This is a genomic window from Bradyrhizobium sp. Ken64, assembly GCF_055807555.1.
Genome location: NZ_JBVVPA010000010.1, coordinates 42,474 through 67,558 on the forward strand (window position 1 = coordinate 42,474; position 25,085 = coordinate 67,558).

At 64.6% G+C, this 25,085-nt stretch carries 21 protein-coding genes; 17 read left to right on the forward strand and 4 right to left on the reverse strand.

The genetic code is table 11. From position 1 onward, the window contains the following. Nucleotides 1-150 precede the first annotated feature (150 nt). Together AC0L2F_RS18170 and AC0L2F_RS18175 are read right to left on the reverse strand one after the other, a co-directional pair. On the reverse strand, nt 151-1,305 hold the full coding sequence (locus AC0L2F_RS18170) for a hypothetical protein (RefSeq protein WP_063996643.1): 1,155 nt from the start codon (nt 1,303-1,305) through the stop codon (nt 151-153). 2 nt (nt 1,306-1,307) lie between these two features. Beyond that, nucleotides 1,308-2,009: a FecR family protein gene (locus tag AC0L2F_RS18175; protein WP_473249309.1), complete on the reverse strand. Its 702-nt coding sequence runs from the start codon at nt 2,007-2,009 to the stop codon at nt 1,308-1,310. 51 nt (nt 2,010-2,060) lie between these two features. On the opposite strand from AC0L2F_RS18175, the gene AC0L2F_RS18180 reads away from it, so the two are divergent. Further along, nucleotides 2,061-3,491 (forward strand): phospholipid carrier-dependent glycosyltransferase, encoded by a 1,431-nt coding sequence (locus tag AC0L2F_RS18180; protein WP_473249311.1) that lies wholly within the window; start codon nt 2,061-2,063, stop codon nt 3,489-3,491. A gap of 56 nt (nt 3,492-3,547) precedes the next feature. Here the strand turns inward: AC0L2F_RS18180 and AC0L2F_RS18185 are convergent, their stop codons facing one another. Continuing rightward, nucleotides 3,548-4,189 (reverse strand): OmpA family protein, encoded by a 642-nt coding sequence (locus AC0L2F_RS18185; RefSeq protein ID WP_473249312.1) that lies wholly within the window; start codon nt 4,187-4,189, stop codon nt 3,548-3,550. Nucleotides 4,190-4,700: 511 nt separating this feature from the next. On the opposite strand from AC0L2F_RS18185, the gene AC0L2F_RS18190 reads away from it, so the two are divergent. From AC0L2F_RS18190 to AC0L2F_RS18260, 15 genes are all read left to right on the forward strand, one after another. Next, nucleotides 4,701-4,946, forward strand: a complete 246-nt coding sequence (locus AC0L2F_RS18190; RefSeq protein WP_007606950.1) for a hypothetical protein — start codon at nt 4,701-4,703, stop codon at nt 4,944-4,946. Between the two features lie 118 nt (nt 4,947-5,064). Then, nucleotides 5,065-5,319, forward strand: a complete 255-nt coding sequence (locus AC0L2F_RS18195; protein ID WP_007606954.1) for a hypothetical protein — start codon at nt 5,065-5,067, stop codon at nt 5,317-5,319. A 115-nt stretch (nt 5,320-5,434) separates the two neighbouring features. Continuing rightward, nucleotides 5,435-6,598, forward strand: coding sequence for a winged helix-turn-helix domain-containing protein (locus tag AC0L2F_RS18200; protein ID WP_473249313.1), 1,164 nt, complete (start codon nt 5,435-5,437; stop codon nt 6,596-6,598). A gap of 146 nt (nt 6,599-6,744) precedes the next feature. Then, entirely contained in the window at nt 6,745-8,076 is a 1,332-nt protein-coding gene (locus AC0L2F_RS18205) for an MFS transporter (protein ID WP_473249314.1), read from the forward strand. Nucleotides 8,077-8,284: 208 nt separating this feature from the next. Beyond that, nucleotides 8,285-9,154, forward strand: coding sequence for a caspase family protein (locus tag AC0L2F_RS18210; protein ID WP_473249315.1), 870 nt, complete (start codon nt 8,285-8,287; stop codon nt 9,152-9,154). After that, entirely contained in the window at nt 9,088-10,755 is a 1,668-nt protein-coding gene (locus AC0L2F_RS18215) for a hypothetical protein (protein WP_473249316.1), read from the forward strand. The genes AC0L2F_RS18210 and AC0L2F_RS18215 overlap by 67 nt, the downstream gene beginning before the upstream one ends. A 170-nt stretch (nt 10,756-10,925) precedes the next feature. Next, nucleotides 10,926-12,032, forward strand: coding sequence for an efflux RND transporter periplasmic adaptor subunit (locus tag AC0L2F_RS18220; protein WP_473249317.1), 1,107 nt, complete (start codon nt 10,926-10,928; stop codon nt 12,030-12,032). A 180-nt stretch (nt 12,033-12,212) separates the two neighbouring features. Then, the gene (locus AC0L2F_RS18225; protein WP_473249318.1) at nt 12,213-15,350 is read left to right on the forward strand and encodes an efflux RND transporter permease subunit; all 3,138 of its coding nucleotides are present in this window, start codon (nt 12,213-12,215) and stop codon (nt 15,348-15,350) included. Nucleotides 15,351-15,385: 35 nt separating this feature from the next. Further along, nucleotides 15,386-15,985, forward strand: coding sequence for a TetR/AcrR family transcriptional regulator (locus AC0L2F_RS18230; protein ID WP_007606969.1), 600 nt, complete (start codon nt 15,386-15,388; stop codon nt 15,983-15,985). Nucleotides 15,986-16,125: 140 nt separating this feature from the next. Further along, complete coding sequence (locus AC0L2F_RS18235) at nt 16,126-16,749, forward strand: flavin reductase family protein (protein WP_027516354.1); 624 nt, start codon at nt 16,126-16,128, stop codon at nt 16,747-16,749. A gap of 299 nt (nt 16,750-17,048) precedes the next feature. Next, nucleotides 17,049-19,316: an acyl-CoA dehydrogenase gene (locus tag AC0L2F_RS18240; protein WP_473249319.1), complete on the forward strand. Its 2,268-nt coding sequence runs from the start codon at nt 17,049-17,051 to the stop codon at nt 19,314-19,316. Continuing rightward, nucleotides 19,316-20,599: an acetyl-CoA C-acetyltransferase gene (locus AC0L2F_RS18245; RefSeq protein WP_473249320.1), complete on the forward strand. Its 1,284-nt coding sequence runs from the start codon at nt 19,316-19,318 to the stop codon at nt 20,597-20,599. Before AC0L2F_RS18240 ends, AC0L2F_RS18245 begins: the two co-directional genes overlap by 1 nt. A 2-nt stretch (nt 20,600-20,601) precedes the next feature. Beyond that, nucleotides 20,602-22,698 carry a 3-hydroxyacyl-CoA dehydrogenase NAD-binding domain-containing protein gene (locus AC0L2F_RS18250; protein ID WP_473249321.1) on the forward strand — a complete coding sequence of 699 codons (2,097 nt, stop codon included), beginning with the start codon at nt 20,602-20,604 and terminating at the stop codon, nt 22,696-22,698. A 22-nt stretch (nt 22,699-22,720) separates the two neighbouring features. Next, on the forward strand, nt 22,721-23,131 hold the full coding sequence (locus AC0L2F_RS18255) for an acyl-CoA thioesterase (RefSeq protein WP_007606978.1): 411 nt from the start codon (nt 22,721-22,723) through the stop codon (nt 23,129-23,131). A gap of 216 nt (nt 23,132-23,347) precedes the next feature. Beyond that, entirely contained in the window at nt 23,348-23,539 is a 192-nt protein-coding gene (locus AC0L2F_RS18260) for a hypothetical protein (RefSeq protein WP_473249322.1), read from the forward strand. A 182-nt stretch (nt 23,540-23,721) separates the two neighbouring features. Here the strand turns inward: AC0L2F_RS18260 and AC0L2F_RS18265 are convergent, their stop codons facing one another. Beyond that, entirely contained in the window at nt 23,722-24,198 is a 477-nt protein-coding gene (locus AC0L2F_RS18265; protein ID WP_007606980.1) for a nuclear transport factor 2 family protein, read from the reverse strand. Nucleotides 24,199-24,352: 154 nt separating this feature from the next. Here AC0L2F_RS18265 and AC0L2F_RS18270 point away from each other — a divergent pair, with 154 nt between their 5' ends. Then, nucleotides 24,353-25,027, forward strand: a complete 675-nt coding sequence (locus AC0L2F_RS18270) for an HAD family hydrolase (RefSeq protein ID WP_007606981.1) — start codon at nt 24,353-24,355, stop codon at nt 25,025-25,027. Nucleotides 25,028-25,085: the final 58 nt, after the last annotated feature.

Sequence of the window (25,085 nt, forward strand, 5' to 3'; positions counted from 1 at the left end):
TCCCCTTGCCACATACTCACTGTCATCGCCCGGCTCGACCGGGCGATCCAGTACGCCGAGACGGTCGTGGGTCAATCCATAGGCCGCGGCGTACTGGATTGCCCCGGTCGAGCCGGGGCATGACAGCGGAATTTGAGGCGAGGTCCGCCGCTAATAATTGATCCGCAGCCCCACGCCGCCATGGATGGTGTTACCCACCGGCTGCGGGCCGAGCGTGCCGTTGGCGAACAGGTCGACGATCCAGCCCTTCTGCACGCGGAAGCCGAGCCGGCCGCCATATTCGAACCAGCCCTGGTTGCCCATGGTCGGCACCACCACGCCGTCGCCGGTCACGGTGGCGACGATGCCGCTATGGCCAGCGAATGACTGCACCCAGCCGCCATTGATGTTGGCCTCAATATTGCTGCCGTAGAGATGCGTCCACTGGCCGCCGATCTTGACCAGGCTGGTGCGGTCGGTGCCGGTCGCGATGCTGGCGTCGAACGGATTGAACGCCACTGCGCTGTCCGTATAGCCCGAGACGCGCTGCCAGAGCTGCCAGACCTCGATCGAGGCGGCGACCTCGTCGCGGGGCGACACGCGGCTCATCCAGCCGGCACGGCCATAGACGGCGTAGTTCGCGGCGTTGGTCGAACTCGTGACGCTCACCGGTCCGAGGCTCGTGTTGTAGCTGCGGGTGTAGCGCGCCTTCTCCCACGGCGTCAGGATCGTGCCGACGTCGAAGAACGGACGCGACGAGCCCCAGTCGGTGAAGTCATAACGCAGCGCGAAGGCGCCGATCGGCGCGCTGGTGATGTTGTAGCCGCCCTCGCTATATTGCGTGTAGGCGATGCCGGCGAGCAGCGACAGATTGTTGGTCAGCTCCTTGCGGCCGTGGATGCCCGCCGAGAACGAGCCGGCGGAGCCGAACGCGCTGACGCAGTTGCTGCAATTGACCTGCTCATTGACGCCGAGCAGCACCGTGCCGAGCACCCGGTTGGTGATCATCTGGTTGAAGCGCTGGTTGGCAAGGCCGCCGATCGAGCCGCCGCTGGAATCCGCGCCAGTCGGCGTCGGGCTCGGCGAGGATGACGGATAAGGGCTCGGCGACGATGACGGGTTGGGGCTGGGCGAGGGCGAGGGGCTGTGGGTCGGCGACGGCGAGGGTGAATAGCTCGGCGCCGGGGTGGGCGTCGGCCCTCCGCACTCGGACTCGCAAATCGTGGCGGCTGCCGCCGGACGGGCATCGACCGCGATCAAAGCAAACGCAGCCACGGCGGTCAGCACGCTTGCGAGCATGAAGCGCCTGACGTTGAATACTTCCATCGTCAGCGCCCGCACAGCATGCCGTCGTCATGGGCGGCGGGCGTGATGGTCGGCGACGCGTCCGCATATTGGTTGACCGCGCACAGTCCCGCGCTCGCGGCGCAGGTCGCGGCAAAGGTCCAGGGCGGCGTATTGGTCTTACTGATAGAGACCTTGCCGCCGGTCGAGGTGATGATTGCGGTGTCGCCGGGCTGGGTGAGCTGGACGCACTGTTGGCTCGTCGTGCAGACACTGGCGGCGCCGTCCTGCAGCACGACGACCGCGCGGCCGCGCTGGGACAGGATATCGAGAGTGGTACCGCGCACGCCGATGGTCGCGAGCGGTGTGGTGATCTTGTAGGCGGTCTTCTCGGAATGTCCGGTGACGAAACGGAATGCGCCGGTCGTCATGCGGATCGCGACGTCACGATAGCTGTGCTCGTCGTTGAAGACGGTGCGGTCGAGCTTGAGCGTCGCGCTCGGACCGAGCGACAGATTGGTGCTGTCGGCCATCACGAAGCGCGCCGCGCTGCCGGCGCCGGTGCGCACGGTTTCGTCCCGCAGCATGCTGTCGCCGACGCTGATCGGCGTCGTGGTTGTGGCCACGCGAACGACTTCATTCTGAATCACGACGGCTTCACCGACGCGCGTCTGCGCTTGGGCGCAAGACGCCGCGCACAAGACCGTCGACAACAACGTGGAGAAAAGCCAGAAACGCAAATTCATTTCGCAACCGATCGATGTGTCCCTGATCGTACCGGATCACGCGCGCTTGCGATGTGGCGGAATTATCACAAGCAGCGCGAGACCTGCGTTATGCTTAGTGACAGTTGCGGCAGAATGCGTTCAATGAAAACCGCGATCTCAATTATTCTCGGCGGTGACGCAAATTTGCCACGCAAAACTTCCCCACAAGTGCCGCGCGACTTGCCCGCGGTTCCGAAGGTGTCGCGGAGTGCAGTGATTGCTGTCGCGATTTTCCTGGTCGCGCATCTCGCCCTGCTGATCGGTCTGACGACGCCGGAGAAGTTCGTCTTCGACGAAGTGCATTACGTGCCGGCAGCGCGGCAGATGCTGGCACCATCGATGTCGCAACCGATGCTCAATCCGATGCATCCGCCATTGGCGAAAGAGCTGATCGCGCTATCGATCGCGACCTTCGGCGACACCGCGCTGGGCTGGCGCTATCCCGCGACATTGTTCGGCGCGCTCGCGATCGTCGCGATCTATCTGTGCGGCCTCGCGCTGTTCGCCGCGCAAGGGCCTGCGATCGCCGCCGCGCTGATCGCCGGCTGCAACCAGATGCTGTACGTGCAGGCGCGCGTCGCGATGCTCGACATTTTTGCACTCGGCTTCGGCCTGCTCGCGATTGCCGCCTTCATGCACGGTTTTCGAAAGGATCGTCCCCATGCATTGTTCGCGGCTGCCGGCAGTCTGTTCGGCTGTGCTGTCGCCTGCAAATGGAGCGGCCTGTTTCCGCTCGGAATCTGCATCGCCATCGTCGCGGTGATCCGCCTGATGCAGGGCTGGCACACCCTGTTTGCCGACGCGAAGCCGGAGGATTGGTACCGGCCCGATCTCTGGCCCGGCTTCGGATTACATCACGTCGTGCTCTGCTTCATTGTCCTGCCCGCGATGACATATCTTGCGGCCTTCGTCCCGCTCTACGGCATGTCGCTGCCGGATCTGGTCGAGGCGCAGCGCCGGATCTTCGCCGACAACACCACCACTGCCATCGCCGGCCATACTTATATGAGCGCCTGGCCCTCATGGCCGCTGCTCGCGCGCCCGGTGTGGTTCCTGTTCGACAAGACCGCGGGCGACAATGTCTCCGCGATCGTCTTCCTCGGGAATCCCCTGGTGCTGTGGCCGGCGCTGCCCGCGCTCGCCGTCGTGCTGCGCGACCTCGTCGTCGCGCGTCGCCGGGATGCGTTCCTGATCGCGGTGTTCTATTTCGGGTCCTGGCTCGCCTGGGCGTTGCTGCCGCGTACGCTCGCCTTCATCTATTACTATCTGCCGGCCGCGACCGTGGCGTCGCTCGCGCTGGTCTACGTGCTGCGCCGGGACGGTCTACCGCGGTGGCTGTTGTGGGCCTATGTCGCGGTCGCGGCAGCAGGCTTTGCGGTCATGCTGCCGATCTCGGCGGCCTTCGTCGGCACGTCGATGCAGAGCTTCAACCGGCTGATGCTCTTCCAAAGCTGGATATGATATCGCCGCCTGCCGGGGAACGGCAGGCGGTGCCTTTATGGGCGATGACTTGTGAATTACTTCGACGCGGTCTTGGTGTCCATGTTCACGACCTGGACGCGGCGGTTGATCGGGTCGGCGCCGTTGGCGGCATCCTTCAGCTTGGTCTTGCCGTAGCCGACGGTGACGAGATCGGTGCCGGTGAGGCCGTAGTTCTGCACCAAATATTTCTTGATGGTGTCAGCCCGCCGCTCGGAGAGTCCCTGATTGTAGGCCTCGGTGCCGACCGCATCGGTATGGCCGGCGACCACGAAGGTCGAGCCCTTCAGCGAGGGATCGGACAGCGCCTTTCCGAGCGCCTGCACCGCCGGCACCGACGTCTTGGCAATGTCGGCCGAGTTGTAGTCGAACTGGATCTCCAGATCGATCTTCGGCTTGGTCGCGGCGAGCTCGGCAATCTGCTCGCGCTCGCCCGTCGACAGCGACCGGGTCGAGCGGTTGCGCACGGTGTTCAGGAAGGTCGATTCCTTGGCCTGCACCGCCGGATCGACCTGCGGACCTGCGGACAGACCGCGGGTCGCCGCCTTCGGCTTCAATGCATCCAGGATCTGGCTGGTCGAGACATTGCCGTCGCCGGCCATGGCCAGGCTGGCCGTCATCGAGAGAACTGCCGAGAGGGTCATCGCCTTCAGTGCAAAAGACTTATTAAAACCAGTCATTGTCGTATCCTCGTTGTGACGCCTGATGGCTATTTGATGCTGCAAGCATAGGGCAGGTTCAAAACCCCTGGTGTGATCTTGGTCACGGTGGAAACGGGGCCGTCCGGGGTCATGTCAGGAAATTTCAAGCGGTTTCGGGTTCATGGATGGCCGACCCGCGGTCCATTTGGAGGACGGACGCTGACGCGTGAAGAGAGTGGTCGCACGCTGCCCGGCGAGCGTTCGAGCCGTCGCAGTCCCGTCGTGATCCGCATCACTGAGGACCGCCGCGCCCAGGTGCCGCTCGGGGGCCGGGGCCGGTTCACTCAGGGAAACCCATGGTCACCGATTGTCGCAAAGCCGTCGCGTGTTGGCCTGTCTGCGAACAATTTTTCGGCCAGATGGACGCCTAGCAGGGCACAGCCTCCGACAGGCGCAAACGAAGGGAGCCGAGTTCCACCCAGTGGCGAGGCCAAGTGATTACCAGTTCTATCGCAGTGGCCCGCCGGATCGGACCGTGTCCCTGAGTTCCATGCCCATCTACATCGGGGCAGCGATGATCGCGGTGGCGATCCTGCTGTCGACGCTGATCACGGGGCTGACCTCCCGCTATGTCGGGCTTCAAGCGCCGACCGACGAGAACATGTGGCTGGTCGATCGTCTCACCGGCAGTGTCTATCGCTGCCAGGCGGAGGAGCGCGGCAAGGCCTCGTGCGAACCAGATGTCGCAACAGGCAGCGTGGGCGACCGGTCCAAGGCCCCGAAAGCCGGCCGCTGAGCCCCCGCCTTCGCACCGCAGCAAGAAAATTGTCTTCTCTACGAAACGTCTTCGCCGGAGAATACGTATTGCGAAGGCCGGCATGACGCCGGTTTCGTTTTACGGAGGAGACATTTCGATGAAGATCTTGCTCACAGCCGCCGCTTTTGTCGCGCTCACCCTTTCCCTTTCACCGGCATCCGCCGCCATGATGGCATGCACCAGCGATAATATGATGAAGTCCGCCGCCATGATGAGCGGCACGGCGGATACGCCGGCCAAGACGGCCATGAACAAGGAAATGGCCATGGCCAACACCGACATGAGCAACGGCAAGATGAAAAGCGCCTGCATGCATTACATGAAGGCGCAGAAGGCGATGTCGATGAAGTAGGCGCGGGTAGCGTACCTTCCGACCGCGCTGTCAGTAGATGGCAGCGCGGTTTCTCCTTGTCGCTCCTGGATCGGCTTCTTGCCTGGATGCGAATCCCGCTACACTGCATTCCGCAATGTCCCGCGCGCCCAAACCGATTCCACTCACCACGAAACAGGCCCGGCAAATCTGGCTTCATGCCCAGCGGCTGGACGATCGCGCGCCGTTCGGTGACGGCGCGCAAGCCGTCTCCGACGCGGTCGCCCATCTCGGCTATGTGCAGATCGACACCATCAACGTGATCGAGCGCTGCCATCACCACATCCTGTTCAGCCGGATCCCGTCCTACCGCCGCGCCGACCTGCGCCACGCCCAGAGCGTCGACAAGAGCGTCTTTGAATATTGGACGCATGCGCTCTCCTACGTGCCGGCCGGCGACTTCCGCTTCTTCCTGCCGGCGATGCGCGAGCACCGCCGGCAGGGGCACAAATGGTTCGCCTCGGTGAAGCCTGCCGACACGCGCAAGGTGATGCGGCTGGTGCGCGCCGGCCCGCTGACGATCCGCGACATCGAGGACGACGTGCTCACCGAGAAGGAGCATCTCTGGCAAAGCCGAAAACCCTCGAAGCGGGCGTTGCAGCTCGCCTTCTATACGGGTGCCGTGACCATCAGCGAGCGCCAGGGCATGCTCAAGACCTATGAGCTGATGACGCGCCATTTCGGCTGGGACAAGCTGCCGAAGCCGGCGTCGGCAAAGGACATCACGGCCTATCTGCTCGATCGCGCGCTGCGATCGCAAGGTGTCGTGAGCCTCGATTCGGTCTGTCATCTCGACGCGCCGCGCAAGCCGGCGGTGGCTGCCCTGATCGGCTCGCGCGTCCGCCGTGGCGAGCTCGTGCCTGTCGCCATCGAGGGTGCCGGCAAGCAGGAGCACTGGGCACTGCCGGTGGCGCTCGAGCCGGGCGAGGGCGCGCCACCTGATCTCGTTCACATCCTGTCGCCGTTCGACCCACTGATTATCCAGCGCAAGCGCACCAATCTCATCTTCGGCTACAACCACTTGTTCGAGGCCTATGTGCCGAAGGCCAAGCGCAAGCTCGGCTATTTCGCGCTGCCCGTGCTGGTCGGCGACGAGATCGTCGCCGCGCTCGATCTGAAGACCGACCGGCAGGCGAAGAAGCTGCTGATGCAGAAATGGACCTGGGCCGGTGAGGGAAAGAAAACCGCAGGGCGCAAGGAGCTCAAACGGAAGATCGAGGAGGAGCTCGATCGTTTTGAGAAGTTTCAATTGGCGGAGTAGTTGTGCGCGGCGTGGATCACCGGTCTCTGTCGTAGCGCAACGTGGTGGCCCGCTGCGCCCACTGCATTGCTTGCTCCATTGACTCTTCGCCCGCGATATTCAAAACCGGCTTTCAGCCCATAAAAGCAACAACCATGGGGGAAGCCATGAGCCAGACCACGACCTATGCCGGTTCCGCCGGCGCAGCCAAGTCGGAAATCGAGATCTCGACGATCCGCGCCATCTCCTGGCGCCTGATCCCGTTCCTGGTGCTGGCCTACTTCTTCTCCTATCTCGACCGCGTCAATCTCGGCTTCGCCGCGCTGACCATGAATGCCGAGCTGAAATTCACGCCGCTGATCTTCTCCTGGGGCGCCGGCATCTTCTTCATCGGTTATTTCATCTTCGAGGTGCCGAGCAATCTGGCGCTGGAAAAGTTCGGCGCCAGCCGCTGGATCGCCCGCATCATGGTGACCTGGGGCATCATCTCGGCGCTGATGGCGCTCACGAGCGGCGTCAGGAGCTTCTACGTGCTGCGCTTCCTGCTCGGCGTCGCCGAGGCCGGCTTCTTCCCCGGCATCATCCTCTATCTCACCTATTGGTATCCGGCCGAATATCGCGCCCGCTTCCTCGCGGCTTTCGCCATTGCCGTGCCGGTCTCCACCGTAATCGGCGCCCCGGTCTCGGGGCTGCTGCTCGGGCTGGACGGTGCGATGGGCCTGAAGGGTTGGCAGTGGCTGTTCATCATCGAGGGCATTCCCTCGGTGCTGCTCGGCATCGTCACCTGGTTCTATCTCACCGACAGGCCGGAGAAGGCGGATTGGCTCACGGCCGAGCAGAAAGCCTGGCTCAAGACCAAGCTCGATGCCGAGATCGCGGCCAAGCAGGCGGTGAAGCATTTGTCGCTCGGTGAGGCGCTATCCTCACCAAAGGTGATCATGCTGAGCCTGGTCTATTTCGGCTTCGTCGGCGCGCTGTATGGCATGCAGTTCTGGCTGCCGCAGATCGTCAAGGCGTTCGGCCTCACCAACGCCCAGACCGGTTTCGTCACCGCCATCCCGTATCTGTTCGGCACCATCGCGATGATCCTGTGGGCGAGGCATTCCGATGCGACGCGCGAGCGCGTGATGCATGTCGGCGCCCCGTTGCTGCTCACCGCCGTCGCGCTCGGCGTCTCCAGCTATCTCACCGACCCCACCCTGACGATGATCGTGCTGACGGTCGCCGCGATCGGCGTGTTCTGCTGCTTCGGCGTGTTCTGGACCCTGCCGACCGCGTGGCTCTCCGGCACGGCGGCGGCCGGCGCCATCGCCCTGATCAACTCGATCGGCAATCTCGCCGGCTTCGGCGGACCGTATCTGATCGGCTGGGTCAAGGAAGCCACCGGCCAGACCTCGAGCGGACTGCTCGTGCTCGCGGTGCTGCCGCTGATCGCCGGCATCCTGGTCTTCATCGGCGGCCACGACAGCAAGCACGAGTTCGCCGAACAGGGGCGGTGACGGCGCGTTGGCGCCCTCGGCGTCAATTGTACCGTTTTCGTCGGATTGGGGGTGAGCGCCGCACTGTGAAGTGTGACGGCGCTCACATTTCTTCGGAGGGTCGTGTCGCCTTCTCAACCGTTCGATGTTACGGTTCCAAATTGCCTGTCTGAGGGATTCTTTTTTGATGTGGGCCGTGAGCACATTCGCGTCGGCGCTTTGCGCTCTGATGCTTTTGGCCCAACCGGCGCTGGCGGCGAAACGCGTTGCGCTCGTGATCGGTAATTCCACCTACCAGAACGTCGTCAAGCTCACGAACCCGTCCAACGATGCCGAGGCGATGGCGGCAACGTTGAAAGGCGCCGGCTTCGACGTGGTCGATCTCAGGCGCGACCTCAAGGCTGTCGAGATGCGGCGGGCGCTACGTGACTTCTCCGACCGCAGTCGCGACGCCGATATCGCGGTGCTCTATTTTGCCGGGCACGGCATCGAGATCGACGGGACCAACTACATCATCCCGACGGATGCACTGCTGGAGCGCGATATCGACGCCTATGATGAGGCGATACCGCTCGACCGGCTGCTCACGGTGATTGAGCCCGCCAAGCGGCTGCGGCTGGTCATTCTCGACGCCTGCCGGGACAATCCTTTCAAGAAGAACATGAAGCGCACCGTGGTGTCGCGCGCGATCGAGCGCGGGCTCGCGCGGGTCGAGCCGGCCGGATCCAACACCCTGGTTGCCTTTGCCGCCAAGGCCGGCTCGACCGCGGCCGATGGCGACAGCAAGAACAGTCCGTTCACGACCGCGCTGATCAAGTATCTGCCGCGGCCCGGGCTCGATCTGCGCAAGGCGTTCGGCTTCGTGCGCGACGACGTGCTGAAGGCGACCAACAACAGGCAGGAGCCGTTCCTGTATGGCTCCCTCGGCGGTGAAGATCTTGCGCTCGTTGAGGCCGCAGCCCCGGCCAAGGATGCCGAACCCGAGATCCGCCGCGCCTATGAGTTGGCGCTTCAGATCAGCACGCCGGATGTATGGGCCTCCTTCCCTATCCTCACAGCTTCTACTCCGAACTGGCCAAGGCGCAGCACCGCAAGCTGATGGAAGACGCCGCGCGGTCCGCGACCGCGCAGGAGCAGCTAAGGATCGCGGCCGACAAGGCTGCAGCGGCCAGGACTGCGGAAGCGGCCAGGGCCGCCGAACAGACGCGCCTTGCGGCCGAAAGGAAGAGGCGTGAGGATGCCGCCAGGGACGCGGAGGCGAAAGCAGCCGAGCAGAAGGCGGCGGAGGTCGAGCGCGCCCGGCAGATTGCCGAGGCAAAGGCGCAAGAGCAGGCCCGGCTCGCCGCCGATCTGGCTGCGAAGGCCAAGGCTGCGGAGGAAGCGAGGGTCGCCGAGCAAGCGCGTCTCATAGCCAGCAAGAAAGCGCGCGAGGAGGAGGCCGCAAAGGCGGCCGAGGCCAGGGCGGCCGAGCAGAAGGCCGCCGAGGGCGAGCGCGCGCGGCAGCTCGTCGAGGCCAAGGCGCAGGAACAGGCACGGCGCGTGGCTGAGCAGGCAGCAAAGGCCAAGGCGGCCGAAGAAGCCAAGGCAGCCGAACAGGCGCGTCTTGCGGCAGAGAAGAGGGTGCGCGAGGACGCCGCCAAGGCTGCGGAGGTCAAGGCTGCGGAAGCCAAGGCTGCGGAAGCCAGGGCTGCAGAAGTGAGGGCTGCGGAAGCCAAGGCTGCGGAAGCCAAGGCTGCAGAAGCCAGGGCTGCAGAAGCCAGGGCTGCAGAAGCCAGGGCTGCAGAAGCCAGGGCTGCAGAAGCCAGGGCTGCAGAAGCCAAGGCTGCAGAAGCCAAGGCTGCAGAAGCCAAGGCCGCAGAGCAGAAGGCTGCCGAGGCTGAGCGCGCACGGCAGGTGGCTGCGGCAAAGGCGCAGGAGCAGGTGAGGCTCGCGGCCGAGCAGGCTGCGAAGGCGAAGGCATCCGAAGAAGCCAAGATTGCTGAAAGGGCGGCCGAACAGGCGCGCCTTGCGGCCGAGCAGCGGGCACGCGAAGAGGCTGCGGAGGCTCAGCGCAAGCTTGCGGAGCAGGCGAAGCCTGGCACGGACGACGGCAAGGCGCGCGATCCGAAGGCCGCGACCCAGCTCGCTGCTTTGTCTCCCGATGTCGGGAGTGCAGCCAAGCCGGCACAGCAGGCTGCGTCCGATATTCCTCGTCTGCTGCAAGGCGAACTGCGCCGGGTCGGCTGCCTGAAAGGCGAGATCAGCGGCTCCTGGAATGAGGCAGCGCAAAAGTCACTCCAGCTTTTCAACAAGAACGCCGGCACCAAATTCGATGTGAAGCTTGCGAGCGTCGATGCGCTGGAGTCCATTCGCGTGCGTCCTGCACGGGTTTGCCCGCTGATCTGCGAGCATGGCTTCCGGCCGAGCGGCGAGGACTGCGTCAGGATCAGTTGCGAGGCCAATTACGAGCTCGGCGACGACAACACCTGCGAGCGCGTCCGGCCGAAGCGCCCGGCGCGGCGCGAGGCCCCGCCTGTCGCCGCAAAACCACCCGCCGAACGCCCCGCTGCGACCGAGCCGGCGCCGTCAGGCACGCCCGGGCAGAAGCGCAGTGTGAAGGAAGTCGAAGCGCTCTGGGCGAAATGCTCCAACAATGGCCACACCGGGCGGAATAACCGGACTTTCAGCCGGGTGAATGCCTGCGTCATGCGGGGCATGTGATCCCGGCCACGCTGGCCAGCCTGGTTTTGCGAATTTTGGGTGTCAGCTGCTGCGCAAATTGCGGCTTCATCAGCTCTTAACGATCACGCTTTCCTGATGACTGACGAATATTGACTTTCATCAGTGATTAGTCGACATTCCTCTCATTGCAGCCGAGGGAGTGTCCTCCGATGTTCGTCCGATCCGTTTTGTCCAGCTATTCGAGGCTCTTGGCGGGTATTTCGCTGGCGCTGATGGCTGCCGCCCTCGCGGGGTGCAATGACACCGTCGCTGAAAAGGCCGAGCCGCCGCGGCCGGTTCTCGTCGCCACCGCCCACTACGATGCCGAAAAACCCGAGCGCAGCTTTGTCGGCACCATCAGGCCGCGGATCGAGAGCGATCTGGGCTTTCGGGTCGCCGGCAAGGTCGCCAAGCGTCTGGTCGAGGTCGGCCAGACCGTCGAGATCGGCCAGCCGCTCGCGACCCTTGATGAGGTCGATCTGAAGCTCCAGGCCGAGCAAGCCGTTGCCGAGCAGACCGCTGCGACCGGTGTGCTGGCCCAGGCCGCCGCCGCCGAGCAGCGCGCCAAGGATTTGAGGGCCAAGGGCTGGACCACCGACGCGCAGCTGGATTCGAGCCGAGCCGCCGCCGACGAGGCCCGCGCCCGCCTCAACCGGGCCGAGCGCTCGGTCGAGCTGACCAACAATTCCCTTTCCTACGCTACGCTCAACGCCGACGCCCGTGGCGTCGTCACCGCAACGCTGATCGAGCCCGGCCAGGTGGTTGCCGCAGGCCAGACCTCGATCCGTGTCGCCCGCTTTGCCGAAAAGGAAGCGGTCGTCGCGATCCCTGAGACGCTGGTCGGACGTGCCAAATCGGGCGCCGCCAGCGTCACTCTTTGGTCCGAGCCGGGCAAGAAATATACGGCCAGGCTGCGCGAGATTGCGCCCACCGCGGATCCTGCGACGCGCACCTATCTCGCCAAGTTTTCGCTGCCCGAGGCCGACGACAAGGTCTCGCTCGGCATGACCGCGACGCTGACGCTGTCGGACGCTGCGACCGAGCGCGTCGCGCGGCTGCCGCTGTCGGCGCTGTTCAACGAAGGCGGCAAGCCGTCCTTCTACGTCGTCGACGACAACGGCGCGGTCACGCTGAAGCCGGTCGTGGTGAAGTCCTACGAGAGCAACGACGTCGTCATCGCCGGTGGCGTCGAAGAGGGCGCCAAGATCGTCGCCCTCGGTGTGCAGAAGCTCGATCCGGGCCAGAGGGTGCGGATCGTCTCGTCACTGTCCTTTTAAGTCTCGCTTACGAGTTACGTCGTGTGAGGTGAGTTTCGGCCCAAGCGCAAATGCTTTGGCTGAAGCGGCGAAGCGATCCAGAACCTGCCCAGCCCCCTGGATTGCTTCGCTGCCTCGCGACGACGCGTTGAACAGAGTGGCTGTCGTTTTTTTGTAACCGGATCATCTTTGGAGAGTGCGATGAAGCGCTTCAATCTTTCGGCCTGGGCCGTCAGCCATCCGACGCTGATCCTGTTCCTGATGCTCATTCTCGGCGTCGCCGGGTTCTTCTCCTATCAGAAGCTCGGACGTGCCGAGGATCCGTTCTTCACGGTGAAAGTGGTCAACGTCTCCGTGCTATGGCCGGGCGCGACCGCGCAGGAGATGCAGGCGCAGGTCGCCGATCCCATCGAGAAGAAAATCCAGGAGCTGCCTTACTTCGAGAAGGTGCAGACCTATTCCAAGCCCGGCTTCACCGCGCTCCAGGTCACCTTCCGCGATTCCACGCCGCCGAAGGACGTGCCGTATCTCTTTTATCTCCTGCGCAAGAAGCTGGCCGACGTGCAGGGCCAATTGCCTTCGGGGATTTTGGGACCCGTCGTCAACGACGAGTTCTCCGACGTCGATTCCATCCTCTACATGATGACCGGCGACGGCGCCGACTACGCCCAGCTCAAGAAGGTCTCGGAGGGTTTCCGTCAGCGCCTTCTGAAGGTGCCGGGCGTAACCAAGGTCGACGTCTACGGCAACCAGGATGAGCGCATCTTCGTCGAGTTCAGCCATGCCAAGCTCGCCACGCTCGGCATCACGCCGCAGGCGCTGTTCGATTCGCTCGCCAAGCAGAACAACGTGACGCCGGCCGGCACGGTCGAGACCTCGTCGCAGCGGGTGCCGCTGCGCGTCACCGGTGCGCTCGACGGCGCCAAGGCCGTCGCCGAAACCCCGGTCGAGAGCAACGGTCGCGTGTTCCGCCTCGGCGACATCGCCACCGTCACCCATGGCTATGTCGACCCGCCGAGCTTCATCGTGCGCCAGGAAGGCAAGGCCGCGATCGGCATCGGCGTCGTCACCGCCAAGGGCGCGAACATCCTCGATCTCGGCAAGGAGGTCGAGAAGGCGACGGCTGAATTCATGAAGGCGGTGCCGCAGGGCGTCGACATCAAGCTGATCGCCGACCAGCCCAAGGTGGTCGAGCACGCCGTCAGCGAATTCGTGCACTCCTTCATGGAGGCGCTGGTCATCGTGTTGTTCGTGTCGTTCCTCGCGCTCGGCTGGCGCACCGGCATCGTGGTCGCGCTGTCGGTGCCGCTGGTGCTCGGCATCGTCTTCGTCGTCATGAACACGATGTCGCTCGACCTGCACCGCATCACGCTCGGTGCGCTGATCATCGCGCTCGGCCTCTTGGTGGATGACGCTATCATCGCCGTCGAGATGATGGTGGTGAAAATGGAGCAGGGCTGGGACCGCATGCGTGCGGCGTCCTTTGCCTGGGAATCCACTGCGTTTCCGATGCTCACGGGAACGCTGGTCACTGCCGCTGGCTTCCTCCCCATCGGCTTTGCCAATTCCGCGGTCGGCGAATATGCCGGCAGCATCTTCTGGATCGTGGCGATCGCGCTGGTCGCGTCCTGGTTCGTGGCGGTGATCTTCACGCCCTATATCGGCGTCATGCTGCTGCCCAACATCAAGGTGCACCACAATCACGATCCGCACGCGGTCTACGAGACCCGCATGTATCGGGGCCTGCGCGCCATCGTGCAGTGGTGCGTCAACCACCGCATCACCGTGGTGGCTGCGACCGTCGGCGTCTTCATCGCCTCGATCGTCGGCTTCGGCCATGTCCAGCAGCAGTTCTTCCCGCTGTCCGAGCGCCCCGAGTTGTTCCTCCAGCTTCGCCTGCCCGAAGGCACCGCCTTCAACGTCACGGAAAAGGCGGTGAAGAAGGCCGAGACCATGCTCAAGGACGACAAGGACATCGAGACCTATACGGCCTATGTCGGGCAGGGCTCGCCGCGCTTCTGGCTCGGCCTCAATCCGCAGCTTCCGAACGAGGCGTTTGCCGAAATCGTCATCGTCGCAAAGGGCGTCGAGGCGCGCGAGCGCATCAAGGCCAAGCTTGAAAGCGCCGTTGCCGACGGCGCGCTCAACGAGGCCCGCGTGCGGGTCGACCGCTTCAATTTCGGTCCTCCCGTTGGTTTTCCCGTGCAGTTTCGCGTCATCGGCCCCGACGCCAACAAGGTGCGCGAGATCGCCTACCAGGTCCGCGACGTCATGCGGCAGAACAAGAGCGTCAAGGACGTCCAGCTCGACTGGAACGAGCAGTCGCCTTACCTCAAGCTCGTCGTCGACCAGGACCGCGCCCGCGCCATGGGCCTGACCCCGCAGGACGTGTCGCAGGCGCTGTCGATGCTGATCTCGGGTTCACAGGTGACGACCGTGCGCGACGGCATCGAAAAGGTCGGCGTGGTTGCGCGCGCCGTCTCGTCCGAACGGCTCGACCTCGGCGCTGTCGGCGATCTCACCATCACCTCGCGTAACGGCGTGGCCGTGCCGCTGCAGCAGATCGCCAAGATCGAGTATGCCCACGAGGAGCCGATCATGTGGCGGCGTAACCGCGACATGGCGATCACCGTGCGCTCCGACGTCGTCGACGGCGTGCAGGCGCCCGACGTCACCGGCCAGATCGCGCCGAAGCTGAAGGCTATCAAGGACAACCTCGAGCCGGCCTACCGCATCGAGGCGGGCGGCGCGTTCGAGGAATCCGCCAAGGGCAACGCCTCGATCTTCATTCTCTTCCCGCTGATGGTCATGGTGATGCTGACGCTGCTGATGTTCCAGCTGCAGAGCTTCTCGCGTCTGATCCTGGTGTTCCTGACCGCGCCGCTCGGCATCGTCGGCGCCTCCTTCGGGCTCAACATCGCCAACGCGCCGTTCGGCTTCGTGGCGCTGCTCGGGCTGATCGCGCTCGCCGGCATGATCATGCGCAACGCGGTCATCCTGGTGGACCAGATCGAGACCGACGTCTCGCACGGCCTGACCCGCCGCGAGGCGATCGTCGAGGCCACCGTCCGCCGCGCCCGTCCGGTGGTGCTGACGGCGCTTGCCGCCATCCTCGCCATGATCCCGCTGTCGCGCTCGGCGTTCTGGGGCCCGATGGCCATCACCATCATGGGCGGATTGTTCGTTGCGACCTTCCTGACGCTGCTGTACCTGCCGGGTCTCTACGCCCTCTGGTTCCGCAAGAGCCTGGATGAGGCGGGCACGCCCGAGCAGCCTGCCGCGCCGCAGCATGGGAGCGATGACCAGCACGCAATTCCGCTTGCTGAGGCGGCTGAATAAGTGAAGATAAACTGCTGATTGACGAGTCCTGACAGATGACATTGGTTTCGGAACATATCGAAGGCGACACCCGGGATCGTATTCTCGAGGTGGCCGAGCGGCTGTTCCGCCAGATCGGTTATCTCAAGACCACGGTCGGCGACATCGCCAAGGAGCTCAAGATGAGCCCCGCCAACGTCTATCGCTTCTTCGAATCGAAGAAGGCGATTCATCAGGCGGTGGCCCGTTCGCTGATGGGCGAGGTCGAGCTGGAAGCACAGCGGATCGTGGCCAGGCCCGGTCCGGTACTGCCGCGCTTCCGCGAACTGCTCACCACCATCCATCGCATGAACACCGAGCGCTATGTCGGCGATTCCAAATTGCACGAGATGGTCGAGATCGCGATGCAGGAGGACTGGGACGTCTGCGTCAACCACATGGAGTGCATTGGCGGGGTCGTCGGCCAGATGATCGCGCAAGGTGTGGCCTCCGGCGAGTTCGAGGCGCCGGACCTGCAACTGGCCGCGCTCTGCGCCTGCACCGCGATGATGCGGTTTTTCCACCCCCAGATGATCGCCCAGTGCGCTACCAAGCCGGGCCCGACCATCGACCAGATGATCGATTTCGTCATCGCGGGATTGTCCCCGCGGCACTGACGCGGCGACGGGTTTCCTCCTATAAGCAGGCCGACGTAGCCCGGATGGAGCAAAGCGCAATCCGGGATGGTTGAGCGTTGTGCTGCGGCCCCGGATTACGCTTCGCTCCATCCGGGCTACAAGGACCAGGAAAAGCGCCCGTGACCGACAAAGACCTGCACTTCTACGAGCCCGCCAAGGGCCACGGCCTCAAGCACGATCCCTTCAACGCCATCGTCGCGCCGCGGCCGATCGGCTGGATTTCCTCGCGCGACACCAAGGGCCACGTCAACCTCGCACCCTACAGCTTCTTCAACGCGTTCTGCTATGTCCCGCCGATCATCGGCTTCTCCTCCACCAACTGGAAGGACACGGTCGAGAACATCCAGCAGACCGGCGAGTTCGTCTGGAATCTGGCCACCATGGACCTGGCCAGGCACATGAACGCGACTGCGGCGCACGTCGGGCCTGAGGTCGACGAGTTCGAGGTTGCCGGCCTCACCGCCGTGCCCGGCAGGCTCGTCAACGTGCCGCGCGTCGGCGAGAGTCCCGTCGCCTTCGAATGCAAGGTGTCCGATATCGTCCGGCTCAAGGGCGCCGACGGCAAGGAAGCCAATGCCTGGCTGACGCTCGGCGAGGTCGTCGCCGTCCACATCGACAAGGCCATGATCAAGGACGGCGTCTACCAGACCGCCGCCGCCCGCCCGATTGTCCGCGCCGGCCGCAGCGGTGATTATTTCGAGATCAAGCCGGAAAACATGTTCGAGATGGTGCGGCCGGATTAGGCGCCTCTCTCTCCATCCCGTCATTCCGGGGCGCGCCGCTAAGCGCGAACCCGGAATCCATTCATCGACCGACGCTGCCGCACCATGGATTCCAGGCTCGCGCTTCGCGCGCCCCGGAATGACGTGAGGACTGGCGCGGCCAGGCCCTCTCCCGGAACTGCCACCACGCCTCGGCCGTTATGGCCCTGGGCGGCCGCCCAGCCGCGTCAATTCGCGTCTTTTCGCAGGTGAAGTGTTCACCTCCGCCGGCCACTTTCCGCTAAAATGCCCCATCACCGCGCCGATGCATGAGGTCCGCCATGAGCTTCCGCCGCGACACCCTGACAAAGCCGATTTTCTCCTGGGCGCGCGGCGTGCTGCCGGCGATGTCGGACACCGAGCGCGAGGCGCTGGAGGCCGGCGACGTCTGGTGGGACGCCGATCTCTTCACCGGCAACCCTGATTGGTCGAAGCTGCTGAAGGTCCCGCAGGCAACGCTGACCGAAGAGGAGCGGGCCTTCCTCAACGGCCCCGTCGACGAGCTCTGCGCCATGCTCGACGAGTGGAAGATCTTTTGGGAATGGCGCGACCTGCCACCCGATGTCTGGCACTTCATCAAGCGCGAAAAATTCTTCGGCATGATCATTCCGAAAGAGTTCGGCGGCCTCGGCTTCTCGCCCTATGCGCATTCGGAAGTGGTACGCAAGATCTCGACCCGCTCGATCGCCGCCGCGGTGACGGTGATGGTGCCGAACTCGTTGGGCCCGGGTGAGCTCCTGATGCACTTCGGCACGAAGGAGCAGCAGCAGCGCTGGCTGCCGCGACTTGCCGATGGCCGCGACATTCCCTGCTTCGGCCTTACCAGCCCCGAGGCCGGCTCTGATGCCGCCTCGATGGTCGACACCGGCATCATCTGCAAGGGCACCTTCGAGGGCCAGGAGGTGCTGGGCCTGAAGCTCAATTGGCACAAGCGCTACATCACGCTCGGTCCCGTCGCGACGCTGCTTGGCCTCGCCTTCAAGGCCTATGACCCCGATCATCTCGTCGGGAGCCAGGAAGAGCTCGGCATCAGCGTGGCGCTGATCCCGACCAACCTGCCCGGCGTCGAAATCGGCAAACGCCATCTGCCCTCGATGCAGGTGTTCCAGAACGGCCCGAATTGGGGCCGCGACGTCTTCATTCCGCTCGACTACGTCATCGGCGGCCAGGCGCGGCTGGGGCAGGGCTGGAAGATGCTGATGACGGCGCTCGCCGCCGGCCGCGGCATCTCGTTGCCGTCGCTCTCGGCCGCCGGCGCCGCCTATGCCGCCCGCACCACCGGCGCCTATGCCCGCATCCGCGAGCAGTTCGGCATCTCCATCTCCAAATTCGAGGGCGTCGAGGAGCCGCTCGCCCGCATCGTCGCGACCGCCTATCAGCTCGACGCGGCGCGACGGCTCACTTGCGCCGCGCTGAATGCCGGCATCCATCCCGCCGTCATCTCCGGTATCATGAAGCTGCACGCGACCGAGCGGATGCGCACCGCGGTCGACGATGCCATGGACATTCATGGCGGCAAGGCCGTGATCGACGGTCCGAAAAACTATCTCGGCAATCTCCACCGCGCCGTCCCCGTCGGCATCACCGTCGAGGGCGCCAATATCCTCACCCGCAATCTCATCGTGTTCGGACAGGGCGCCATCCGCGCCCATCCCTATCTGCTCGACGAGATGAATGCGCTCGCGGATGCCGATCGCGAGCGCGGGCTCACCGCCTTCGACAAGGCGTTCTGGAAGCATGTCGGCCACAGCTTCGAGACACTCTTGCGCGCGTTCGGCCGGAGCTGGAGCTTTGGTGTCTTCGCGCTCGCACCCGACGCCGGCGACGCCAGGCCATTCTATCGTCAACTCTCGCGCTACTCCGCGGCGTTTGCCCTCTGCGCCGATATGGCGCTGCTGACGCTCGGCGGCGCGCTCAAGCGCAAGGAGATGCTGTCGGCGCGCTTCGGCGACATCCTGTCCGAGCTGTATCTGCTCTCGGCCGCGCTGAAACGCTGGCAGGACGAGGGCCGGCAGAAGGAGGACTTTGCCGCGCTCGAATGGTGCATGGCGACGGGCTTCCGGACCATCGAGAACCGGCTTGCGGAGATTCTCGCCAATCTGCCGAACCGCTTCGTCGCAGGCATTCTCAAGTTCGTGGTCCAGCCCTTCGGCGCCCGCGTGCTGGGTCCCTCCGACCGGGTCGTGCATCAATGCGCGAGCCTCGTGCTGGAGCCGTCGGCCGCGCGCGATCGCCTCACGCCCGACCTCGCTTATGTCGACGACGATGGCGGCTTCGCCCGGCTGGAACGCGCGTTCAACCTGGTCGCAGGCACGGACGCCATCGCCAGGCGCATGCGCGCGGCTCATATGAGCGAATGGAAGGATGCGGTGGCCAAGGGCGTGATCACGCAGGCGGAGGGCGAGCAGCTGGCCGCGGCCCGCGAAGCCGTCACTGAAGTGATCGAGGTCGACGATTTTGCGCCGGAGGCGCTGTCGCCGATTTACAAGAAATCCGGCGACGTGCATCAGTTCTTCCAGGAACTCGGTGAACAGAGGGCGGCGAGCTGATGGCACGACCGGTTTTCATCGTCGACGGCAGCCGGACGCCGTTTTTGAAGGCGCGTTCGGGGCCGGGGCCGTTCACGCCGGTCGACCTCGCCGTGCAATGCGGCCGGCCGCTGCTGGCGCGCCAGCCGTTTTCGCCTGATACCTTCGACCAGGTCATCCTCGGCTGCGTCAACGTGATCGCGGACGAGATGAACCCTGCTCGCGTGGCCGCGCTCCGGCTCGGCATGGGCGAGGACATGGTCGCCTTCACCGTGCAGATCAATTGCGGCTCGGGCATGCAGTCGATCGACACCGCCTACCGCTACATCCGCGAGGGCCATGCCGACATGATCCTCGCCGGCGGCACCGAGGCCTTGAGCCACGCGCCGCTGGTCTGGCCCAATTCCGGCGTGCGCTGGTTCGCCGGCCTTGCCACCGCCAGGGGCGTCGCCGCGAAGCTTGCCGCAGCCTTCAAGCTGCGGCCGCGCTATCTCAAACCGATCATCGGGTTGGAGCGCGGGCTGACCGATCCTATCACCGACCTGAACATGGGCCAGACGGCCGAAGTCGTCGGCCATTTTTTCGGCATCACCCGCGCGCAGTCCGATGCCTATGCCGCCGAGAGCCATCGCCGGCTCGCGCATGCGCAGGCAGAAGGTTTTCTCAAGGGCGAAGTCGAAACCGCGTTCTCCCGTGACGGAAAGTTCTTCGACCATGATGATGGCGTGCGTCCGGACTCGACGGCCGAGACGCTCGCCAAGCTGAGGCCGGTGTTCGAGCGTCCCTGGGGCCAGGTCACTGCCGGCAATTCCTCGCAGATCACCGACGGCGCGTCCTGGGTGATCCTGGCGTCCGACGAAGCGGTCGCCAGGCACAAGCTGACGCCGAAGGCCGTCATCATCGACAGCAACTGGGCCGCACTTGATCCAAGCATCATGGGTCTCGGTCCCGTGATGTCGGCGACGCCGCTGCTGAAGCGCAACGATCTCACCATCCAGGACGTCGAGACCTGGGAGCTCAACGAAGCGTTCGCCACCCAGGTGCTCGGCTGCCTCGCCGCCTGGAATGACGACAAGTTCTGCCGCGAGATCTTGGGGCTGGACGGCGCGGCCGGTGAGATCGACCGCGCAAAACTCAATGTCGATGGCGGCGCTATCTCGCTCGGGCATCCCGTCGGCACCTCCGGAAACCGCATCGTGCTGCATCTCGTCAACACGATGAAGCGGCTCGGCACGCGGCGCGGGGTTGCCACCGAATGCATTGGCGGCGGGCTCGGCGGCGCCATGCTGATCGAGGCGGTGTGATCATGGATTCCAGGATCATGACCGCGCTCGGCGACCGCGTGCTGGAGCTCGGGCCCAAGCCCGCTGCCGATAGTCCCTACAAGCACTTCAAGCTGACGCGCGACGCCGACGGCGTCGCCTGGCTGCTGTTCGATCGCGCTGACGCCAGCGCCAATACGCTGTCCTCGGACGTGATGGAGGAGTTCGACGCCGTGCTTGCGGCGATCGAGACCGAGCGTCCTGCCGGGCTCGTGATCCGCTCCGCAAAGCCGTCCGGCTTCATCGCGGGCGCCGACGTCAACGAATTTCGCGGCGCCGATGATGCCGGGATGGTGGAGACGCGGATCCGCGCCGCCCATGCCGTGGTCGACCATCTGGAAGCGCTGAAGCTGCCGACGGTCGCGGTGATCCACGGCTTCTGCCTCGGCGGCGGGCTCGAAGTCGCGCTCGCCTGCCAATCGCGCATCGCGATCGACGGCGCGCGCTTCGGCTTCCCCGAGGTGATGCTGGGCCTGCATCCCGGGCTCGGCGGCACCGCGCGTTTCACCGCGCTGGTCAATCCGACCCAATCCATGGCCTTGATGTTGACCGGCCGCACCATCGATGCCCGCCGTGCCAAATCGCTCGGCCTCCTCGACACCGTGACGCAGGAACGCCACGTTCGCAATGCCGTCAAGGATGCGCTGTTCGGCCGCCTCAAGCGGGCGCGGCCGGGCTTTCTGACGCGTGCGGCTAATTTCGGCCCGGTGCGCGGGCTGCTGGCCAGGCGGATGCGCTCGGAGGCGGCGAAGGCCGCGTCGCGCGAGCATTATCCGGCGCCCTATGCCTTGATCGATCTCTGGGAGACCCATGGCGGCAGCAAGGCCGCGATGCTCAGGGCAGAGCAGGCCTCGTTCGCCAAGCTGATGGTGACGCCGACCGCGCAGAATTTGATCCGCGTGTTCTTCCTGCGGGAGCAGATGAAGAAGGCGGCAGGCTCCGGCAACACGATCAAGCATGTCCACGTCATCGGCGCCGGCGCCATGGGCGGCGATATCGCGGCCTGGTGCGCGGGGCAGGGGCTGCGCGTCTCGCTCGCCGACATGAAGGCGGAGCCGATCGCGGGCGCGGTCAAGCGCGCCGCCGAGCTCTACGGCAAGATCATCCGCAAGCCGACCGAGGTGCGCGACGCGCTCGATCGCCTGATCCCCGACATGGACGGGGACGGCGTCCGCAACGCCGATCTCATCATCGAGGCGGTTCCGGAGAAGCTCGAACTGAAGCAGAAGGTCTATGCCGGGCTCGAGCCGCGGATGAAGCCGGGCGCGATTCTCGCGACCAACACCTCGAGCATTCCACTCCAGGATTTGCGCACCACGCTGGCGCGGCCGGAGCGGCTGGTCGGCCTCCACTTCTTCAACCCGGTGTCGCGGTTGCAGCTGGTCGAAGTCGTCAGCCATGACGGCAACGATGCGCAGGTGCTAAAGGAGGCACTCGCCTTCGTCGGCGCGATCGATCGGCTGCCGTTGTCGGTGAAGAGCTCGCCGGGCTTCCTCGTCAACCGCGCACTGACGCCTTACATGCTGGAAGCGATGGTGATGCTGGACGAGAAGATCGACCAGCGCCTGATCGACGCCGCCGCGGAGCAGTTCGGCATGCCGATGGGGCCGATCGAACTGGCCGACCAGGTCGGGCTCGACATTTGTCTCGATGTCGGCGACATGCTGCGCACCAAGTTCGGCGATCTGCTGCCGCCGACGCCGGCCTGGCTGCGCGAGAAGGTCGCCAAGGGCGAACTCGGCCGCAAGACCGGCAAGGGCTTTTACGTCTGGCGCGACGGCAAGGCCGAGAAGGCGCCGTTGCCCGAGACGGGTCCACGCGTCACCGACCAGATGATCGACCGCCTGGTGCTGCCGATGTCCAACGTCTGCGTCGCGGCGCTTCGCGCGGGCATCGTCGATGATGCCGACATGGTCGACGGCGCCATGATCTTCGGCACCGGTTATGCACCATTCCGTGGCGGACCGTTGAACTATGCGCGCACGCGTGGCGTGGATCATGTCGTATCCACCTTGCGCGCGCTGGCCGGGAGATTCGGCGAGCGCTTTGCACCGGATCCGGGCTGGGACAACTTCAAGTGAGCAATCTTCAAGCGAGAGCGGCATGAACGAGCAAGCCAATGCCGGGCCGAGCGGCGATCTCTGCATCCGCACGCTGGCGATGCCTGCCGACACCAACGCAAACGGCGACATCTTCGGCGGCTGGCTGCTCAGCCAGATGGACGTCGGCGGCGGCGTGTTTGCGTCAAAGGTCGCAAAGTCGCGCACGGTGACCGTCGCCATCGAGGCGATGAATTTCCGCAAGGCCGTCTATGTCGGCGATCTCGTTTCGGTTCACGCCAACCTCGTTCGCGTCGGGCGCACCTCCATCACCGTGCATCTGGAAGCGTGGGCGCTGCGCCGCGGCGAGCAGCAACCGTTCCTCGTCACCGACGGCAACTTCACCTACGTGTCGATCGACGAGCACGGTCGTCCGCAACCGGTTCGCCCGACCGACACTGCGATCGCGACGTAATCGCGCGCGGCGTTGCGTCTCAGCTCGCGTGCGGCGCGGCCAAACGCGGCGCGACTGAGTCACGGCGCCGCGGCTTTGCCAAGAACCAGTCATAAAACGGATGAGGTCCCAGCGTACTACATCGCGTGTCGATTCGGGGTGGAAACCGGCTGATTTGCCCGAGGAACTTTCGGGCGGCGATCCGGTTATTTGCCCGCACTGAGGAATCTACGGGCCATGCCGGACAGCTACATCATCGAAGTTGATTCAGAGACCGCGGGAATCGTTGTTCGTGGCCAGGGCGGTTATTGCTTCTTCGCATCGTCCCACCAATTCAACCGTCTCGAAGGCCAGCTCTTCCGCAACGCCCGCGAAGCCGAGCGCGCCGCGCGCAAGCTGCTTAACGGTGATGTGAAGGAAGCGGCGTAGTAGCCGCGAACACCGTTATCCCTTCTCCCCTTGTGGGAGAAGGTGGCGCGCAGCGCCGGATGAGGGGTTGTTTCAGAAAATTCAACTGTGAGAGGTTCACTCGCTGAGAGAGACCCCTCACCCGTCTCGCCGCTATTCGGCGAGCCACCCTCTCCCGCAAGGGGAGAGGGTAAGAACTCGAATCACAACTTCGTCGCAGACCGCGAGAGCAGCTTCCAGTCGTCGCCCTGCTTCTGCCAGTTCATCAGGATGTGAAGGTTGGTCGGCACTTTTTTCCCATCGGCCGCCATCTCCTGTTCCGCCACCCAGTGGAAACGCACGATCGCGGCGGGGCCGACGACCTTGATGGTCGGGTCCTTGTACTCGATCGACAGGAATTTGGATTTGCCGTCGGTGGCGTTGGCGACGAAGGTCGCCTTGTCCTCGACCTTGCCGCTGGAATGGCTGTAGCTCACCTCGTCGGCGCAGAGGGCGCCGAGCGCCTTGGGATCGGCCGCGATCTGCGCGAGACGGAACGCCTCGACCTTCTTCGCCACGGCTTCCTCGTCCGCCGAGGCCGCCAGCACCGGTGTCGTGAGCGCTGAAACTGCAAGAGTGGAGACGGCAAGAGCTGGGACTGCAAGAGTCGAAAGAGCCAGATCGCGTCGGTTGATCGTCATCGTTTCCTCCTTTTTGATCTTGCACGGAGTGTTGCAGCCACGTGCGACTTTGTCGAGTGTCGCGTATTGGTCATGCACGTGCGTCATTGCGCGATTGGCGCTGTATTGATACGGCTTTCGTATTGATGCGTCATATATTCGGGAAAGTACGGACATGATTGAGGCTATCGGCAGGGCGTTGCTGTTCGACATCGACGGTACGCTCGCCAACACCGATCCGCTGCACCTGAAGGCCTTCAATCAGGTGCTCGGCCCTCGCGGCCACGTCTTCGATCACGCGCGCTTCTCCCGAGAGCTGCAAGGCTTCGCGAATGTATCGATCGGCGAGCGCTTTCTGCCCGACGAGGCGCCCGAACGGCGTGCCATGATCCTCGATGAGAAGGAGGAAGTCTTCCGCACACTTGTCGCCGGGCAGATCGAGCCGCTGCCGGGCCTGATGGCGCTGCTCGACAGGGCGGATGCGGCCGGTATTCCCATGGTGGCCGTGACCAACGCCCCGCGACTCAATGCGGAGCTGCTGCTGTCCGGCCTCGGCATCACGCACCGCTTCAAGGCGCTCGTGATCGGCGCCGAGCTGTCGCACGGCAAGCCGCATCCGCTGCCTTATCAGGAAGGGTTGCGCTTTGCCGGCGCCAGCGCGATGGCCTCGATCGCGTTCGAGGACTCCCGCACCGGTGTGCAATCGGCCGCAGCGGCCGGTATTCCGACAATTGGCATCCGGACCAGCCTCAGCCATGCTGATCTCGTCGCCGCCGGGGCTATCGCTTCCGCCAGCGCCTTCGACGATCCGGACCTGCTCGCGCGCCTCGCTGCCGCAATGGCGTGGTGAGAACCTTCGTCCGTTAACCGTGATCGGCGCGCGCATTGACCGAGCGCGCGAACCGCCG